This window comes from Acinetobacter sp. BWR-L5, from assembly GCF_039655985.1.
Classification (GTDB): domain Bacteria; phylum Pseudomonadota; class Gammaproteobacteria; order Pseudomonadales; family Moraxellaceae; genus Acinetobacter; species Acinetobacter johnsonii.
On sequence record NZ_JAGFEV010000005.1, the window covers coordinates 272668 to 290863 of the forward strand.

At 41.6% G+C, this 18196-nt stretch carries 14 protein-coding genes; 3 read left to right on the plus strand and 11 right to left on the minus strand.

Annotation, left to right across the window (positions count from 1 at the left end; all coding sequences use genetic code 11):
- Nucleotides 1–34: 34 nt before the first annotated feature.
- From JZ787_RS11185 to JZ787_RS11205, 5 genes are all read right to left on the minus strand, one after another.
- Nucleotides 35–1057 carry a DUF1311 domain-containing protein gene (locus JZ787_RS11185; protein ID WP_346312354.1) on the minus strand — a complete coding sequence of 341 codons (1023 nt, stop codon included), beginning with the start codon at nucleotides 1055–1057 and terminating at the stop codon, nucleotides 35–37.
- 114 nt (nucleotides 1058–1171) lie between these two features.
- Nucleotides 1172–2629, minus strand: a complete 1458-nt coding sequence (locus JZ787_RS11190) for an OmpA family protein (RefSeq protein WP_346312315.1) — start codon at nucleotides 2627–2629, stop codon at nucleotides 1172–1174.
- A 160-nt stretch (nucleotides 2630–2789) separates the two neighbouring features.
- Entirely contained in the window at nucleotides 2790–4025 is a 1236-nt protein-coding gene (locus JZ787_RS11195; RefSeq protein WP_279734849.1) for a dihydroorotase, read from the minus strand.
- A gap of 10 nt (nucleotides 4026–4035) precedes the next feature.
- Nucleotides 4036–5052, minus strand: a complete 1017-nt coding sequence (locus JZ787_RS11200) for an aspartate carbamoyltransferase catalytic subunit (protein ID WP_234950446.1) — start codon at nucleotides 5050–5052, stop codon at nucleotides 4036–4038.
- 285 nt (nucleotides 5053–5337) lie between these two features.
- Complete coding sequence (locus JZ787_RS11205; RefSeq protein WP_168158934.1) at nucleotides 5338–5691, minus strand: hypothetical protein; 354 nt, start codon at nucleotides 5689–5691, stop codon at nucleotides 5338–5340.
- 231 nt (nucleotides 5692–5922) lie between these two features.
- Here JZ787_RS11205 and rlmKL point away from each other — a divergent pair, with 231 nt between their 5' ends.
- Nucleotides 5923–8127 carry a bifunctional 23S rRNA (guanine(2069)-N(7))-methyltransferase RlmK/23S rRNA (guanine(2445)-N(2))-methyltransferase RlmL gene (rlmKL, locus tag JZ787_RS11210; RefSeq protein ID WP_168158935.1) on the plus strand — a complete coding sequence of 735 codons (2205 nt, stop codon included), beginning with the start codon at nucleotides 5923–5925 and terminating at the stop codon, nucleotides 8125–8127.
- A gap of 120 nt (nucleotides 8128–8247) precedes the next feature.
- Here rlmKL and JZ787_RS11215 read toward each other — a convergent pair whose 3' ends face one another.
- From JZ787_RS11215 to JZ787_RS11225, 3 genes are all read right to left on the minus strand, one after another.
- Nucleotides 8248–9534 (minus strand): DUF945 family protein, encoded by a 1287-nt coding sequence (locus JZ787_RS11215; RefSeq protein WP_346312316.1) that lies wholly within the window; start codon nucleotides 9532–9534, stop codon nucleotides 8248–8250.
- A 228-nt stretch (nucleotides 9535–9762) separates the two neighbouring features.
- Nucleotides 9763–12342 (minus strand): ATP-dependent chaperone ClpB, encoded by a 2580-nt coding sequence (gene clpB / locus JZ787_RS11220; protein WP_346312317.1) that lies wholly within the window; start codon nucleotides 12340–12342, stop codon nucleotides 9763–9765.
- A 390-nt stretch (nucleotides 12343–12732) separates the two neighbouring features.
- Nucleotides 12733–13155: an OsmC family protein gene (locus JZ787_RS11225; protein ID WP_004982311.1), complete on the minus strand. Its 423-nt coding sequence runs from the start codon at nucleotides 13153–13155 to the stop codon at nucleotides 12733–12735.
- A 147-nt stretch (nucleotides 13156–13302) separates the two neighbouring features.
- Between JZ787_RS11225 and crp the strand changes: the two genes are divergently transcribed.
- On the plus strand, nucleotides 13303–14010 hold the full coding sequence (gene crp, locus JZ787_RS11230; protein ID WP_004696183.1) for a cAMP-activated global transcriptional regulator CRP: 708 nt from the start codon (nucleotides 13303–13305) through the stop codon (nucleotides 14008–14010).
- Nucleotides 14011–14196: 186 nt separating this feature from the next.
- Nucleotides 14197–15246, plus strand: a complete 1050-nt coding sequence (locus tag JZ787_RS11235) for an NADP(H)-dependent aldo-keto reductase (protein ID WP_346312318.1) — start codon at nucleotides 14197–14199, stop codon at nucleotides 15244–15246.
- 125 nt (nucleotides 15247–15371) lie between these two features.
- Here JZ787_RS11235 and JZ787_RS11240 read toward each other — a convergent pair whose 3' ends face one another.
- The 3 genes from JZ787_RS11240 to JZ787_RS11250 form a co-directional block, all read right to left on the minus strand.
- Nucleotides 15372–16145, minus strand: a complete 774-nt coding sequence (locus JZ787_RS11240; protein WP_004982314.1) for a M48 family metallopeptidase — start codon at nucleotides 16143–16145, stop codon at nucleotides 15372–15374.
- Nucleotides 16146–16331: 186 nt separating this feature from the next.
- On the minus strand, nucleotides 16332–16637 hold the full coding sequence (locus JZ787_RS11245) for a hypothetical protein (protein WP_004696180.1): 306 nt from the start codon (nucleotides 16635–16637) through the stop codon (nucleotides 16332–16334).
- A 200-nt stretch (nucleotides 16638–16837) separates the two neighbouring features.
- Nucleotides 16838–18157 (minus strand): adenylosuccinate synthase, encoded by a 1320-nt coding sequence (locus JZ787_RS11250; RefSeq protein WP_346312319.1) that lies wholly within the window; start codon nucleotides 18155–18157, stop codon nucleotides 16838–16840.
- Nucleotides 18158–18196 lie beyond the last annotated feature (39 nt).

Sequence of the window (18196 nt, forward strand, 5' to 3'; positions counted from 1 at the left end):
ATATTCAATAAAGCGTATTTTTAATGTAGCCCAATTAATTAAACACATTATTTAAATACACAATGCGCTCATTGGTTTTTTGGTTAAAGCACTTGGTATATTGCAATTGTTGATCTTGGGCACGTAAAGCATCATCCCAATATTGCGACTGCTTTTGATAGGTTTCTTTTTCACTATCCGTCATTTGGTAGACACTTTTTTGGGAAATCACTTTACAGTCCACATCACGCTTTTCAAACCACTCCGTTTGGTCTTGTTGTAGCTGCTGTTTTTGTTCCTCAGTGAAATTGTCCCAAGTTTGGTTCAGACGTTCCACCACTTTGACTTGGTCAGCGTCCAATTCCTTCTTACGAATATTCATGGCTTTCTGTGCCAGTTCCATCTGCGCAACTTCTTGCTCATTATATTGTTTTATATTCTTTTGTATTTCTGCATTTTCTTTTTCATATGCCGCAAACTGAACCGCATGCTGCGTCACCAACACTACACCATCAATCACGCCATTTTGATTGGGTACATTCAGGCTAATGCCTTCTTTATCCGTTTTAATGATGTTATAGCTAAATGCACCTTGTAGCTGATCATTGTCTAAGTTGAGTGAATATTCACCCTCTTCTAAAACATCACGTAAAGTACTTTGATAACCGTCCTCACACTCTTCACATGGACGCGCTAAAAATGCATTTTCAGCACGTTTCTGTAAACCTTTCGGGAAAATCACCACCAACTGGCTTTCACAGTCTAATTGCTTCGCTGTATCAGGCTTTTCTGTGGTCGTTGAAATCCCTTTAATTTCAAAGCGAATACCGTTATTAATCTGTGTTAATAATTTTTCATCGGCCTCATATTCACGGCTATCACGCAAACGGCGGTCTAGGGCCTTTAAGTATTCAGTTTTTAAATGCGCTTGAATTTGTTCGACGTTGGCAGGAGCCGTACAACTCCAATCTGACATTTCTTGCGGTTCAGCAACCGTTTCTGTTTTATTCTCGGTTCGGTTACAAGCACTTAAAAATAAACTGCTCAAGATTAGACTGGCAAAAATTGTTTTCTTCATCATTGTTATAAAACCATAAGGCTGTTGTTTTTCGCAGCGTATTTAACCAAAAAATAAGCTTTTATGCGAGTAGCTATATAAAAGAACCCTGCCGTAGCAGGGTTAAAACATCGCTTAGTTAACCTTTTCAACACCACGATCATCCACTTCACGCACCACACCTGAGTCTGTATTTAAAACCTCAAACTCGATACGGCGGTTTTTAAACTTGCCTTCATCAGTTTGATTGTCTGCGATTGGCTTTTCTTGGCCATAACCAATCGCTCTCAACTGCGCAGGATCGACGCCTTTAAAAATTAAATAATCCACCACAGCTTGCGCTCGATTTTGCGACAAAGTTTTATTGACGGCCGCATCTCCCGTTGCATCTGTATGCCCCATCACGGTCAGTTTGACTTGAGGTGCTTTTTGCATCAGCGCCGCGGCCTGATCCAAAATCGACTTATTGACGTCAGGTATCGCCGATGAAGCTGTATCAAAGTTAATAATTTGCAAATTCAATGCCGTGGCAACGTCTAGTGCTCGAACTTGCTCAGGATTAATTTCTGCCAGCGCACGCTCAGCATCACTAATACTGGTATCCACGGCACGGTTTACATCCAGTGGTTGCTGCGTCACAACTGTCATATTACGCAGTAAAGGTTTAATTTGATCTGCCACTTTAAGTGCATTGGCTGGATCTTGTGATTGAATCGATAACTGATTGCCAAACCATGTTAAATTTACATTTGGCACACCTTTCAACGCACTGATTACACTGGGTATCGCATCTTGGTCAATAAATTCAGTGTGATACATACTCTGCATATCTGCACCACAACCGATGCTGTTATTAAAAATTTGCTTTACTTCTTTTTGCAAAATTTCAACATAAGCAGCATTGGCTGAGAAAATTTGGCAGGTGACCAAGTCTCCTGTTGCCCCTGTGGTGATTTGAAATTTAGCGGGTTGGCTGGCATTCATATTTGCAGGAGGTACTGTTTCAGTGGTGGCTTTTTCGGTACAGGCCCTAAAAATAAAAGCAAACAATGCCGCAAAAATAATTAAAGCCAAAATTGGCAGTAAAAATGACCGTTTCTCATCTACTTTTGTAGCATGTACACTTGCAGGTGCGACATGTGTAGCTTGTCCTTGTAAGGTATTTACCCCTAATCCAGCCAGTAATGCACTTGCCCACTCAGGTAAGGTACGACTAATGGAATCTGTGTTGACCTGTAGTAAATGGGAAATCGCTTCAGGTTCTGAAGAACCAGCCTCTGTCGTTAAAAATGCTAATGCAGGTGTAATCGAACGGCTCAAGGTACTTTCAATTTCATCTGCGGGTGCTGCCCCGCGGACATGCTCCAAAAACTGTTGCTTGAGACTAACATTCGATGCAAAAGCATCATTAAGACGTGGATTCAACTGCTGCTGAAATGCAGGAATCAGTTCAGACTTTGACTTTAATATAGACAGTAAAATTGGTAAAAAGGATTGAATTGCTTGATTTTTTTCAAGTAAATGTTGTGTATCACCCTCTAAAACAATTGCAGAGACATTTTGTTTTAGTAAATCCATAAAATCGACATTCATGAAGCCTTACCCCACTTTTTCTCATTGTTTTCATCGTCATTTTCCAGTTTATCTGTTCATTTTTTATACTTTGTAAAATATTGTATTTGCATCAGTTTTATCTAGGCCCAATAAAAAAGCCAGCCGAAGCTGACTTTTTAATCCACGTTTAAGGCAATATTTAAGCTGCAAAAGTTTTTAGAACTTTTCCTTTCACCACTTGATTGATCAAAGGTGTATTTTTACCTTGCGACAAAATATTGTCTTTATTCACAATCCAGTCTAACTCAGGATCAACCAATACCCAGCCTGCTTCAGCAGTCCAACGTTCAAGCATATTGGCTACCGTGGCAGGTGCAATCGTGACTTTTTCGACCCATTCCAAAGGACTAAATAAACCTTCACGTACCAATTGCACACCAAAAGCTACATAGGTATCAAAAGCAGTGATGCCCGGTTGTGTTTCAGCAAATGGTGCTAGCTTTGCAGAACTGCTTAACGGTTCATGATGTGTACAAATCGCATCGATCACTCCACTTTTCACACCTTGGCGAAGGAGCTCTTTATCCGACTCAGCACGTAACGGCGGACGGACATGTGCAAGTGAGTTGAAGCCATCAATCAGCTGATCTGTTAAATGCAGCTGATGCATCGCCACATCGCATGTGACTGGTAGACCTTTATCTTTAGCGATTTTAATCAAATCAACAGAAGCACCTGTAGACAATAAACCAAAGTGGGCACGAACACCCGTCGCTTCAATCATTAACAAATACTTGGCAATGGCAATGGTTTCGGCAATCGCTGGGATGGTCGGTAAGCCCTGACGCGATGCCACAAAGCCCTCATGGACACAGCCATCTTTGGCAATTTGCGGTTCTTCGGCATAAAACACCACCGTCATACCAAGGCCTGCTGCGTATTCTAAAGTGCGCAGCACCACATCGTCATCTGCAAAAGGCGCATTGGCATTTGAAACTGCTTTACAACCGCCCTTTTTAAGACCCGCCATATTTGCAGGTTGGTTGCCTTGTAAGCCTTGGGTTTGAGCACCAATCACTTCAAGATAAATGCCGCCATCCAACATGGCTTTTTCCATCAAACCATGAATCAAAGCACCATTGTCTTGCACAATCGGTTTTGAGTCTGGCGGTGTAAACACATGCAAAATACCATTTTCACGCGCAGCACGACCTTCTGATTTTAATGTCCCGTGCTGTTGCTGACCTGGTTCACGTAGGCGTGCACATAAGTCCACCATGGTTGGCATTAACCACTTGCCTTGACCATCAATTGTTTCAGTGACATTGGTTGTTTCAGCAACCAACTTGCCATTTTCGATATACACTGTTTGAACCGCATCTGTTTGATGAATTGGGTCAAGAACACGTACATTTTCAATTTTTACAACAGTCATGACTTATTCCTTATACCGCAATTGCGTCTAACAAACCTTGCTCTTGCAGTTGACCTTGCATTGCAAGCGCCAAAACTGCCATACGTACAGCAATCCCGTTGGTCACTTGATTTAAAATCACAGACTGTGGACCATCAGCAATACTGGAATCAATCTCTACACCACGGTTCATAGGTCCCGGATGCATTACGATGCAATCAGGTTTTGCCATTGCCAGACGTTCTTTGTTTAAACCGTACATTTTGTAGAATTCAGCTTGAGATGACAGCGCAGGCGAATCAATGCGTTCATTTTGAATGCGTAAGGTAATAATCACGTCGCAGTCTTGAATCCCTGCTTCCATGTTATTAAATAAACGCACACCTTCACCATATTCATTAAAACCATATGGCAGCAGTGTGTTCGGTGCAATTACACGAATATCTTTACACCCCAGTGTTTGTAATGCAGCAACATCTGAACGCGCCACGCGTGAATGTTTAATATCACCAATGATGGCAATTGAAATATCTTCAAATTTCTTTTTGGTTTCACGGCGAATGGTCAGCATGTCCAACATAGCTTGTGTTGGATGCGCATGACGGCCATCACCTGCATTGATAATTGCAACATGCGGACAAACGGTTTGGGCAATAAAATGTGCCGCACCCGACGAAGAATGACGTACCACAAAAATATCCGCAGCCATCGCTTCTAAGTTCCACAAAGTGTCTCTGAGCGTCTCCCCTTTGGAAGTACTTGAACGTGCGATATCGATATTTAATACATTTGCAGAAAGTCGTTTTGCCGCTGCTTCAAAAGTAGTACGAGTACGGGTTGAGTTTTCAAAGAAAAGGTTCATTACCGTTCGACCTTCTAAGAGGTTGTTGGTAATCAGCTGATTTTGGTCATTAAAAAAGGACTGCGCGGTGTCCAATATTTTTGTAAGAGTTTCTTTAGAAAGGCCTTCGATGGTGAGGAAGTGTTTGAGATGACCATCTTGGTTGAGTTGAATCTGACTCGGAGTATGCAATGCTGCCAAGTGCATGAGAGATTCCTTGTACGTTAAGTTAACGCATTATACAGATTTTCTTTTTGATTTGGACCTCAGTTTAAAACAATTGCCTTAATTATCATCGGCTTCAAAACTAAGATTATGAAATTCTTATCTATTATTTCAACCAGTTAAATTAAACCATCAAAGGCTAAATTAGCTAAATTCAGAGTTCATCAAATTGCTATAAATATCAATTCTATAGAGTTTCTTATCTCATTTATCCAAGCGGACATTTAAAAAAGCTCTCTTGCGAGAGCGATCCAACTTCAGCGATTCTTATCGTAAAGCGCCAATATAGTGATGTGACACTTGGGCACGGTAGATTTCTTCTTCAGTGGCTTCCAACTCATGTCGTGTCGTGTCGACCTGTTTAGGTTTTTCGATCACGGCGGTTTCTTCATAGTTAAAAACATCCATGACACTGTCTAAACGACTCACCAATCGAATCAGTTCAGTATCTTCTGTACTTAAAGCAAGCTCTGCCATCTGACGTGCATAACTTGGATTTTCCACCAAATACATCACATCAATTACACGCCCCGATACACGGCGCAGACGTGCATAAAGTAAAGTTGCAATTGAAAAAGCATCAGCATGACTTACAACACCGCGATCTAACTTGGTCGACATATTCATCCCCTTTCAAGTGAAAAATATTTACTAACGATCTATCAGAAATCAGTCAGTAAATTAAACTTGCAAGGATTTAGCAAAATACGTACCAAAAACGTTATTGTTCACATGGTGATTCATTTATTTTAATATTTCCGCTGAGTAGAGGCATATTTAAAAAACCATTCAGAGGCAAAATACGTTAAACTTTAGCGAGTTTATTTTGTTTTATTTTGGTCTCTCAAATTTATGAAAACCGCTTCGCGTTTAAGCAGCTATTGGGTTACGTGTGCCGATGGCTTAGAAACCTTACTCCAAGAAGAATTAGAAGGTTTAGGTGTTCAAAACATTGAACGTTTTCCTGGGCGTTTAGTTTTCAAAGGTACACTGGAACATGCCTATCGCATTTGTATGTGGTCGCGTCTTGCGTCGCGTGTACTCGCACCAATTCATGTCCATGAGCTGGAATTTAGCCATGACGCACGTGATGTTGCTGAAGAGCTCTACGAAGGTGCAATGAACTTTGATTGGTCGCTGATTTTTGCACCACAAAGCACCTTCGCCGTTCGTTTACATATTGAACGTGAAATTAAGGTGAACAGCCAGTTTGCAACTCTACGTGTAAAAGACGGTATCGTGGATTCATTCATGGAAGCTGTTGGTAAGCGTCCAAGTATTGATATTAAGCAACCTGAAATTACCATTTATGCACTCGCAGGAAAAACTGAACACACCTACTGTTTAGACTTATCTGGTGATTCATTACATAAACGTGGCTACCGTCGTTATATGACCGATGCCCCAATTAAAGAAAACTTAGCCGCTGCGATTTTACAAAAAGCTAAGCTCCTTGCAAAAAGACCCGATATTTTCCTTGACCCAATGTGTGGTTCTGGGACGTTTATTATTGAAGCATTGATGATGCTGACTGACCGCGCACCTGGTTTAGTTCGTCGTTTCGGTTTCAATGGCTGGAATGGCCATGATCATGATCTGTGGATGAGCATTAAAGCGGAAGCAGCTGAACGCCATCAAACAGCCTTGGAACAACCTCTCCCTAAGTTCTACGCATTTGATGCAGACTGGGAAGCGGTAAAAGCCACCAAGCAAAATATTATTGCTGCTGGTTTTGAACGTGTACTTGACCAGATCCAAATCGAAGAACGAACTTTAGCCGATTGGCCAAACTTTGAAGCCGAAGGAAAAACAGCCTTTATTGTGACCAACCCACCTTATGGTGAGCGTTTGGGTGATAAAGCCTCAAACCGTGCTTTATATTTAGGCTTATCTGCTTTGCTGCAAAAGAACTTCCCAAATCAAACCGCAGCAGTTATCGCCGCAGCCGTCGAGCAAGCCGATGTATTGGCGCTGAATGACCCGCAAACCATGCGTTTGATGAATGGTAAACTGCCAATTTACGTACGTTCAGGTTCAGTTAAGCCAGTTGCAGTAGTCAAACCTTTCTTGGAAACATGGCAACCGCAACAGTTTGAAGCGATTGAAGGTGCTGAAGACTTTGCTAACCGTTTACAAAAGAACATGCAGACCTTAAAGAAATGGGCAGTAAAAGAAAACATTCACTGTTTACGTTTATATGATGCTGACCTTCCAGACTTTAACGTCGCAGTCGATTTGTATGGTGAACGTTTACACGTCCAAGAATATGCGCCACCGAAAAAAATCGATCCTGAAAAAGCCAAGAAGCGTTTCAATCTTGCTTTACAGGCGATTCGTGCTGTAACAGGTTTAGGCCGTGATGCGATCTTTATCAAAACACGTGCTCGCCAAGAAGGTAAAAACCAGTATACCAAGCAAAGTACTGCTTCTAAGCGTTTTATCGTGCAGGAAGGCAAAGCAAAAATTTTAGTCAATCTAACCGATTACTTAGATACAGGTTTGTTCCTCGACCACCGTCAAATCCGCTTACGCATTGCGCAAGAAGCGCGTGGTAAGCACTTTTTGAACCTCTATAGCTATACCTCTACAGCCAGCTTACATGCAGCTTTAGGCGGTGCGGCAAGTACCACCAGCGTTGATCTTTCAAATACATATTTGAACTGGTCTAAAGAGAACTTCGTCTTGAACGGCTTAACGGTCGATCATGCTGATGAACAGCATCAGTTCTTTGCCAGTGACTGTTTTGAGTGGTTAAAAGAAGGTCATGAGCAATATGAGCTGATCTTTATTGACCCACCGACTTTCTCAAACTCAAAGAAGTTCTACGGTACCTTTGACGTACAACGCGACCATTTATCATTGCTCAAACGCGCGATGAACCGTTTAACTACGGATGGTACTTTGTACTTCTCGAACAACTATCGTGGTTTTGAAATGGACGAAGAAATTTTAGCATTCTTTGATGTCGAAGAAATTACCAGTGAAACCATTGGGCCTGATTTCAAGCGCAATCAAAAAATCCACCGTGCATGGAAAATTACCCATCCAAAAAACTAATGCACTGAAGATGAAATACCAGCAGGTCTTTCATCTTCGCTAAATTTTGCATTAGACAATTTTCAGATATAAAAGGGACGAAATACGTCCCTTTTATTATGTTAGATCATCATTTTTGCATTATTCAGTCAGGAAATTGGTTTGCCCATATTTGTAATCAACTGACATTTTCATGATATTCCCTTCACGTTTCACCTGCCCTGAACTCTGCATCGTTGAAAGCATGCTTTCGATCTCTTGATCAGACATGCTGATGCCTCCTTTTTGCAGATAATTATTCATGATGCGCGAGATCATATTTTTATCAAACTGAATATCTGCTTTGTATTCTATTAAACTCGGCATCATTTTCACCATACCCATCACCGTCGATTGATGACTCGGCATAATACGCCCCGTCACACTCGCTTGTGCAACCCCTTCCCCGATAGCAAATTGGTTCTCTTTGGATTCAAAACGGAAACCTTCATTGATCACTGCCAATAAAGCAGGCTCCATATCTTTTTCCACGGCCTCTTTTGCCAAACAACTGTTTTCACTTTTCGCCAAAATATCAAACAGCGTCTGTAATTTCTGTCGGTTTACATCGAGCACATTAAAATTAAACTGTACGTTTTGGACAGCGGGTGCTGAAGGCATTTTCATTTCATCTAGACGCAATAACATTTCAGTGTTTACAACTCGGTCTGTCAGTTCACTTTGTGTTTCTATGCTAAAATTCTTCAGTTCGGCATTGATCGGTTTATTGATATCTCGATCTGACATTTTCAGTAGATCCATCTTAATTTTGGTTTCACCCGCCTCAAGATATTCACCATTCAGCCCTTGGTTACTTTCTAGCTTTAGTCCCACCATTTGCAAATGTATATTTGGATCGGTGACTGTTAGATTCGGAATTTCAAGCTGTAAATCCAGTATCTTTAACTGTTGTTCGATCGGTTTTGCCCGAAACTTTAATGTCATCGGGTCTAATCTAGACTGGAGTTGAGCTTCATTGCGGGTAATCACTGGCGTAGTCAAGGTACTATTCAAAGTACCCAACCAATTCACTTTGCTTTGTACTTTAAGTGGTTCCTTCAACAAGGACTGAAGTGCACCAGGTGCTTGCGTAATATTAATATCTGAACGAATCGCATATCCATTCCAACTCCGTTGAATATGATCCTGCCCCTTCAATTGGATCACTTCTTTCGGTTTACATGGGTCTAGTACTAATTCAGCGGTCCAGTTCGCACTGCCATTTAAAGCACCCATTTGAAATTGTTGATATTGCAACTTTAAATCATTCGACTGTTTGGTGCTGTGTTGATAATAAGCCTTCAAGCTTTTATCCGCATAAAGATTACCCCCCACTGCGACCACAGCAAGCGTAAGTACGCCTCCAATACCCCACTTCAATTGAGTCATTTCTTCTATCTCAAGTTGTTTGTTTTTTATTAAAATAAATTATAAAGAGAATCTTCGAATAAAGATAATTGTTTTGCAAATAAATCACTTATATGCCATACCTATCACATAAATGTGAAAACTTAGGTCACATTTTTGCTTAAAAGTGTCATCTTTTAACATTTCTATAACGCAATAAAAAACCCAGCCGAAGCTGGGTTTTTTAGTTTCAATGAACCATGTAAATGATTAACTCATTTTCACTTTATCAAAGCTCAACTGACCATCATGTGCAGTGATCATAATATTGTCTCCAGCCACATAGTAACCAGACAATATTTTTTGCGCTAAGTTGTTTTCAACCTGTTGTTGGATGGCACGTTTTAATGGGCGAGCACCGTAAACTGGGTCAAAACCAGCGTCAATCAATAAGTCAAAGGCTTGATCATCCACCGTTAAGCGCATATCTTTTTCAACCAAACGATCACGTAAACGATCCAATTGAATATCCGCAATACCACGAATTTGCGCCTTTTTGAGTGAATGGAAAACCACTAACTCATCAATACGGTTGATAAACTCTGGACGGAAATGTTGCGTCACGGCATTCATCACCACTGCCCGCACTTCTTCATCCAAAGGATTATCCCCCAACTCACGCACATCACTCGAACCTAAATTCGAAGTCATGACGATCACGGTATTTTTAAAGTCAACCACGCGACCTTGTGAATCCGTTAGACGACCATCATCCAACACTTGGAGCAAGATGTTAAACACATCAGGATGTGCTTTTTCCACTTCATCGAACAGCACGACACTATACGGTTTACGACGTACAGCTTCGGTTAACACACCACCTTCTTCGTAGCCAACATAACCAGGAGGTGCACCCACCAAACGGCTGACAGAGTGTTTTTCCATAAACTCGGACATGTCGATACGAATCATGGCATCGTCACTATCAAACAAGAAGTTTGCCAGTGCTTTGGTCAACTCTGTTTTACCAACACCAGTTGGACCCAAGAATAAAAACGAGCCGCTTGGTCGGTTCGGATCAGACAAGCCCGCACGCGAACGACGAACTGCATTGGATACTGCAACCACAGCATCATCCTGCCCGACGACACGGTTATGTAAGAACTCTTCCATATGGAGAAGTTTCTCACGTTCACCTTGCATCATTTTAGCCACTGGAATGCCGGTAGCAGCACTAACGACTTCTGCAATTTCATTGTCAGTGACTTTGTTTCGCAGTAGTTTTGGCTCTTCTTTTTCCTCAACGACTTCTTCTTCATTGAGACGTTTTTCCAGCTCTGGAATCACACCATACTGAAGACGCGACATTTCACCCAAGTCGTTTTCACGCTGCGCTTTTTGCAGCGCAATACGCGCCTGATCTAATTCAGCTTGAACTTGTTTAGTGCCTTCAACTAAGGTTTTTTCAGCTTTCCAAACTTCTTCTAAATCATTGTATTCGTGTTGAACTTCGCTGATTTGCTTTTCAAGATGAGCGACTTCCGCACGACTACCGGCATCTTCATCTTTTTTCACTGCTTCAAGTTGCAGTTTCAATTGAATCAAACGACGCTCAAGCTTATCCAAAGCTTCTGGCTTAGAGTCCAGCTCCATTTTGATACGAGAAGCCGCTTCATCAATCAAATCAATTGCTTTATCAGGCAATTGACGGTCAGTGATGTAACGATGTGACATTTTCGCTGCTGCAATGATGGCAGAGTCTAAAATTTTCACACCATGGTGTACTTCATAGCGCTCTTTCAAACCACGTAAAATCGCAATTGTGTCTTCCACACTCGGCTCATCGACCAACACTTTTTGGAAACGACGCTCTAGCGCAGCATCTTTCTCAATGAATTGGCGATATTCATCTAATGTGGTTGCGCCAACACAGCGTAGCTCACCACGTGCCAGAGCAGGTTTGAGCATATTGCCTGCATCCATCGCACCATCGCCTTTACCTGCGCCCACCAACGTATGTAATTCATCGATAAACAAAATGACTTCACCATCCTGTTTAGACAAATCTTTCAGTACTGCTTTTAAGCGCTCTTCAAACTCGCCACGATATTTAGCACCCGCAAGCAATGAACCCAAATCTAAGGATAAAACACGTTTACCTTGTAGGCTTTCAGGCACTTCGCGGTTAATAATCCGCTGTGCCAAGCCTTCAACAATGGCTGTTTTACCCACCCCTGGTTCACCAATCAACACTGGGTTATTTTTGGTACGACGCGACAAAACTTGAATGGTACGACGAATTTCATCATCACGCCCAATCACAGGATCTAACTTACCTGCCAGTGCGCGTTCAGTTAAATCAATGGTGTATTTATTCAGAGAATCACGTTGATCTTCATGATTGTTGCTCATGACTTTCTCATCACCTCGAATTTTTAAAATGACTTTGCGTAAGCTGTCTGCTTGTACGCCCACGCTGTTGAGTAGCGTTTTAGTTGCCCCCACTTCGGCCAAGGCTTGCATCACCCAATCGGTAGACAAAAACTCATCACCTGCTTTTTGCGCGAAGCTATCTGCCAAATTCAGCGCTTTGACTGCCTCTGAACTTAAGTTGACGTCCCCTGTGGGATTAGTCAGTGTTGGTGCATCAGCTAGTGCTTGTTTTAATTTGCTTTGTAAAGCAGGTAAATTGGCACCCGCTTGTTGCAACAAACTCAGATTAGAGGTTTCTTCTAACAATGTTGATAAGATATGAATACCTTCAATTGCGGTATGGTCTTTCCCCACTGCAAGTGATTGAGCATCTGAGAGAGCTTGCTGTAAGCGGTTTGTGAATTTTTCAAATCGCATTCTTGTTTTCCTCACAACAAATTTCGAACTTGATGGATATATGGGAACAATTGCTCAAAATTCAATTCAAATTTAATTAATTTTTCTACATTTTAACTTATTTTTCATTAGCTTATCTTAACAATAAATTCATAAGACTCGGTTATAAGATGGGTCTTATCCGCCTTATTTTCAAGCGCCAACCTAGATTATTTATGTATTAAAGACCACGACGACCTATCAATCCGTGACAACCAAAATCATTTGATCAATTATTAATCAAACAAACAACGCATTTTTCTATTTATTCGTGTGATGAATTGTGTCCCAGTTTACGGAATCAAAACAAAAGCGTGAAGCATGAAAAAGGCCGATCACTAGATCAGCCTCAAATGACTTAAAAGTCAGCGTTTAATTTGCTTCAATAATCTCAAAATCATGGGTGATTTCAACCCCACCATCCATCAACATTTTGCTCGCAGAACAGTACTTTTCTGCCGATAATTCCACAGCTTTTGCGACTTGTTTTTCCTTCACCGCATGACCCGTAATCACGAAATGTAAGTGGATTTTTGTGAACACTGCAGGGATGCTATCTGCCCGCTCTGCCTTGAGTTCACAGCGTACATCGGTAATTTCTTGGCGTGATTTTTTAAGTATGGTTACGATGTCAAAAGAGGCACAACCACCCAGTCCCGTCAGGATCAATTCCATTGGTCTTGGACCACGGTTTTCACCCCCATATTCTGGCGATCCATCCATGATAACACTGTGACCACTTTGAGTTTTTGCTTCGAAAGCAACATTCTCTAACCAATGAACAGTTGTTTGCATTGCAAGTACCTAAAAAAAGCTATAGATTGACGAAGTGACTGTACACTAACATAAATTGAGTTGATAAGGAATTTCAGCTCTGACTGTGTGACAAGTTCACCCTAGGTCTGTGCGATCTATATTTTATCCATTTTCGGAACCGTTAGCATGACTTCAAGCTTTTCACAATTAAGCACTGATGCGCTGTCTCCAGGTCAACTCCCCGAGTCAGTCAAAGCATTATTAAAACGCGCATATATTAATCGTTATCCTAAACGTACCACCATCGTAGATGCAGGCTCAGAATCTAAATCTTTATATTTGATTTTAAAAGGTTCGGTCTCCATTATTCTGCGTGAAGACGATGAACGTGAAATCGTGGTCGCTTATTTAAATGCGGGTGATTTTTTTGGGGAAATGGGGCTATTCGAAGCAAACTCACAACGTACTGCTGAAGTGCGTACACGTGATGTCTGCGAAATTGCTGAAGTAACTTATGAAAACTTCCATGAACTCAGCAAGCAATACCCTGACCTAAGCTATGCAGTATTTGCACAGCTGGTACGCCGTCTAAAAAATACCACACGTAAAGTGACTGACCTTGCATTTATCGATGTTTCAGGTCGTATTGCACGTTGCCTAATCGACCTATCTTCGCAACCTGAAGCGATGATTTTACCAAATGGCCGCCAAATTCGTATTACGCGTCAAGAGATTGGACGTATTGTCGGTTGTTCACGTGAAATGGTTGGTCGTGTTTTGAAAACACTCGAAGAGCAAGGCATGATCGAAACTGATGGTAAAGCCATCTTAATTTTTGATGCCTCTTTAGAAGAGTCAAAAGCGAATGCTGATGACTATGAAGACGAAGAATAAGACTTTTCTCCATAGCTGATACAGCCAAAAGCAAATCTTAGGATTTGCTTTTTTTTATGTCTTTAAATCTGCTTCTGCTTTGACAAAATCATGACAAACTTTGTAAAAATAGTGATTTAACCTACTGGGCATAACTGTGTAACCTAATTCGACCGAAAAAACGCAGTCCATAAAAGGAAATGTTGAATGCAATTTAAACCCTTAGCGAATACAGGCATTTTGGTTCCTGAAATTTGTCTCGGCACCATGACCTTTGGTGAGCAAAACACTCAAGCTGAAGCCTTTGAACAACTTGATTATGCTTTAGCGCAAGGCCTTAACTTTTGGGACACTGCGGAAATGTACCCTGTTCCTCCAAAACCTGAAACCCAAGGTGCAACCGAAAGTATTATTGGCCAATGGATTGCCCAGCGCGGCGGTCGGGACAAGTTATTTCTAGCCTCTAAAATTGCGGGGCCATCTCAAGGTGGTAGTCATATTCGTGATGGACAGACTCGTTTTAATGCAACCGACATTTCTACTGCCCTAGATGGCAACCTAAAGCGTTTACAGACCGATTATATTGATTTATATCAACTACACTGGCCACAGCGCCCAACCAACTTTTTTGGCAAATTAGGCTATGAAAACAGTGAAGCTCATAACACGCAAACCGTGACCTCTTTGCAAGAAACACTACAAGCACTAGAAGCAGAGATTCAAAAAGGACGTATTCGTTATATTGGCTTATCTAATGAAACACCATGGGGCACCATGAAGTTTCTACAAATTGCAGAACAGCTCGGCCTGTCTAAATTTGTCAGTGTGCAAAATCCATATAGCCTATTGAACCGTACTTATGAAATTGGTATGTCAGAAATTGCGAAATATGAAGGCGTTGGTTTACTCGCCTATTCCCCACTCGCTTTTGGCTATCTCACAGGTAAATTCCGTAATGGTGCACGCCCAGCGAATGCTCGCGTGACGCTTTTCAGCCGCTTTAGTCGTTATAGCAACCCAGAGAGTGAATGGGCAACAGAACAGTATGCACAGCTGGCTGGACATCACGGTTTAACGCCGACGCAACTGGCTTTAGCCTTCATCAAGCAGCAGTTTTTTGTGACCAGTACGATTATTGGTGCGACCAACTTAGACCAGTTGAAAGAAAATATCCAAGCCTTTGAGATAGATTTATCGGAAGAAGTTTTACAGGGTATTCAAGCTATCCATCAGCAACAACCTAATCCTGCGCCATAGATATTTCTTAGTCAGCTGTTCAGGTGAAATACGACTTCACCTGTCACAAATAATTGATGATTTTCAAAATCATCAACTGACAATAAAAAAGGACGCCATGGCGTCCTTTTTTACTCAAAAACAAATTAACGTCTTTGATTATAAACCGCTTGAGCAGCAGCTAAATTCTTACGCATTGCTTCAATACGTTGACTATTTGATGGGTGTGTCGACAGGAATGAAGAACCGCCTGCTCCATCAAGCTTATTCATTTTTTCCCACAGACTAATTGCGGCTTGAGGATTATAGCCTGCTTTAGCCATCAACATTAGACCACCTTGGTCCGCACGACTTTCTAAGCTACGTGAGTAAGGCAAACCAATACCAATTTGACTACCTAGCTGCGCTGCTGCTGAACCTGTTTGACCCACACCTGCTGCACTTAGACCAATTCCCAAGGCCAAATCCGTTAATGCCTGTGCACCCACTTTACTCTTCGAGTGCTCTTCTAAAGCATGCACCATCTCATGTCCCATCACCGCTGCAATTTCAGCATCAGTTAGGTTCAATTTATCTACAATACCTGTGTAGAACACCACCTTACCACCAGGTGCAACATAGGCGTTGACCTGATTTGACTTAAGTACCGCCAACTGCCAGTCAAATTTCGTTCCAGTTTGGTTCATTTGATCGGCATATGGCTTCAAGCGATTGAATACACCATAAATACGCTTATAGGTCGTAGATGAGGTATCTAAGGTCTTTGTGCTTCGCGCTTCATTCACTGTTTTGTTGAAGCCTTGGGTTGCTGCTGCATTTAATGTTGCAGTGTCTGCACCTGCCACTTCCGCAAAAGTTGCACAACCTGAAATGGTAACCACACTCGCAGCACACAAACTCATTAATATTTTATTTTTCATTATTGCTTAACTCCATCCATCTCAAAGCATTTTACATAATGTGCTGAATTATATTGAATAGATTTAAAGTGTTAAATATCATCACCGCGTTTTATCATAGCAATTATGTAAAAACATCTTCACAATTAAGCACAATAAGCCAAATTTCCGTGCTAGAGCAATATCTACACGCCACCTTAAACCTAGTTACATAAACTGAATTAAAAGCCAATAAACCAAACACAGGATATTTAAACCCAAATACAGGTGGCTTAAAGGTTCAATTTTTTCCTCAAGGGTCGCACTTTTACGCTTTGCAAACAGAAATGCATTTTGGAGCAGAATGATCGGCACCAAGATACAAGCAATAATCACAGACAATCCAATGAGCGCACTATAAATCACGTCTGGATCGGTGGTTTGCCCTTGAATAATCATCATCGCGATTGTTGGCGCACCACCCATAGCAAAAAGTAGTGAGTAAAAAATAGTTCCCGCGATATTCTTTTGCATCCTGCCTGCTCATCTGTTTATTGTGCATTTTATTCTAACAAGCACTTATACACTATGTCGTGCTTATTCATGCAACTTTAGTCGGGAAAATCATTCCAGCTCAGCAGCTTAAATCAATATCTGTAACGCTCATGTACAGATGGATCGCACAAATAAAAAAACCTGTACGAGACAGGGTTTTTTACTCAATGCTTTATCGTTTAAGCGTCAAATGGATGACGTAAAACAATCGTTTCTTCACGGTCTGGACCTGTAGAAATGATATCGATTGGGCATTCGATTAATTGTTCAATGCGTTTTACATAGTTGATCGCTGCTTGTGGCAATTGATCCATTGATTTCGCACCAAAGGTAGACTCAGACCAACCCGGCATCGTTTCGTAAATTGGTTTTAAAGTTTCAAATGCAAGCGCATCAGAAGAACCAACACAACCAGAATCTGCCGCTTCGTAACCTACGCAGATTTTCACTTCTTCTAAACCATCAAGAACGTCAAGTTTAGTTAAGCAAATACCTGAAAGTGAGTTTACGTCTACAGAACGACGAAGGATTTCAGCATCGAACCAACCACAACGACGTTGACGACCCGTAGAGGCGCCAAATTCAGAACCTACAGTCCCTAAGTGCTTACCAATCGGATCACCTACGTCATTTGCAGCGTCATAAACCAACTCAGTTGGGAACGGACCTGCACCTACACGTGTTGTGTATGCTTTGGTAATACCCAATACATAGTCAAGATGTAATGGACCCAAACCAGAACCTGAGCTTACGCCACCAGCAGTCGTGTTTGAAGACGTTACATACGGATATGTACCATGGTCAACATCTAGAAGAGAACCTTGAGCACCTTCAAACATGATGTTATCACCGTTTTTACGGTAATTATGCAGCTCAGTAGTGACATCAATCACAAGTGGTGCAACCACTTCACGCCATTGATCACACAGCGCAAGTACATCTTCTAATTTAACTGCTTCTACGCCGTAGAATTGCGTTAATTGGAAGTTATGGTACTCAAGAAGTTCAGTTAACTGAGCTTTAAGATGCTCGCCACCACGAACCAAGTCTGCAACACGAATTGCACGGCGTGCAACTTTGTCTTCATACGCAGGACCAATACCACGACCAGTGGTACCAATTTTCGCATTACCGCGCTTGATTTCACGCGCTTGGTCAAGTGCAATATGGTTTGGCAAAATCAGTGGACAGTTCGGAGAAATACGTAGACGTTCTTTAACTGGCACGCCTTCTTTTTCAAGAATGTCCATCTCTTTGATGAGCGCTTCAGGAGAAAGCACCACACCATTACCAATTAAGCACAGTACGTTTTCACGTAAAATACCAGATGGAATGAGGTGTAATACAGTTTTCTTACCACCAACGACAAGTGTATGACCTGCGTTATGTCCGCCTTGATAACGAACGACCGCAGCCGCTTGATCTGTGAGCAGGTCGACGATTTTACCTTTACCTTCGTCGCCCCATTGGGTACCGAGTACCACAACATTATTGCCCATAATAGCCTCATTGCATCATGCTGTTAAAATTGAAGAACT

Coding starts and splice junctions, on each gene's coding strand:
- JZ787_RS11185 (WP_346312354.1), bottom strand. CDS start 1,057: ATGAAGAAAACAATTTTTGCCAGTCTAATCTTGAGCAGTTTATTTTTA.
- JZ787_RS11190 (WP_346312315.1), bottom strand. CDS start 2,629: ATGAATGTCGATTTTATGGATTTACTAAAACAAAATGTCTCTGCAATT.
- JZ787_RS11195 (WP_279734849.1), bottom strand. CDS start 4,025: ATGACTGTTGTAAAAATTGAAAATGTACGTGTTCTTGACCCAATTCAT.
- JZ787_RS11200 (WP_234950446.1), bottom strand. CDS start 5,052: ATGCACTTGGCAGCATTGCATACTCCGAGTCAGATTCAACTCAACCAA.
- JZ787_RS11205 (WP_168158934.1), bottom strand. CDS start 5,691: ATGTCGACCAAGTTAGATCGCGGTGTTGTAAGTCATGCTGATGCTTTT.
- rlmKL (WP_168158935.1), top strand. CDS start 5,923: ATGAAAACCGCTTCGCGTTTAAGCAGCTATTGGGTTACGTGTGCCGAT.
- JZ787_RS11215 (WP_346312316.1), bottom strand. CDS start 9,534: ATGACTCAATTGAAGTGGGGTATTGGAGGCGTACTTACGCTTGCTGTG.
- clpB (WP_346312317.1), bottom strand. CDS start 12,342: ATGCGATTTGAAAAATTCACAAACCGCTTACAGCAAGCTCTCTCAGAT.
- JZ787_RS11225 (WP_004982311.1), bottom strand. CDS start 13,155: ATGCAAACAACTGTTCATTGGTTAGAGAATGTTGCTTTCGAAGCAAAA.
- crp (WP_004696183.1), top strand. CDS start 13,303: ATGACTTCAAGCTTTTCACAATTAAGCACTGATGCGCTGTCTCCAGGT.
- JZ787_RS11235 (WP_346312318.1), top strand. CDS start 14,197: ATGCAATTTAAACCCTTAGCGAATACAGGCATTTTGGTTCCTGAAATT.
- JZ787_RS11240 (WP_004982314.1), bottom strand. CDS start 16,145: ATGAAAAATAAAATATTAATGAGTTTGTGTGCTGCGAGTGTGGTTACC.
- JZ787_RS11245 (WP_004696180.1), bottom strand. CDS start 16,637: ATGCAAAAGAATATCGCGGGAACTATTTTTTACTCACTACTTTTTGCT.
- JZ787_RS11250 (WP_346312319.1), bottom strand. CDS start 18,157: ATGGGCAATAATGTTGTGGTACTCGGTACCCAATGGGGCGACGAAGGT.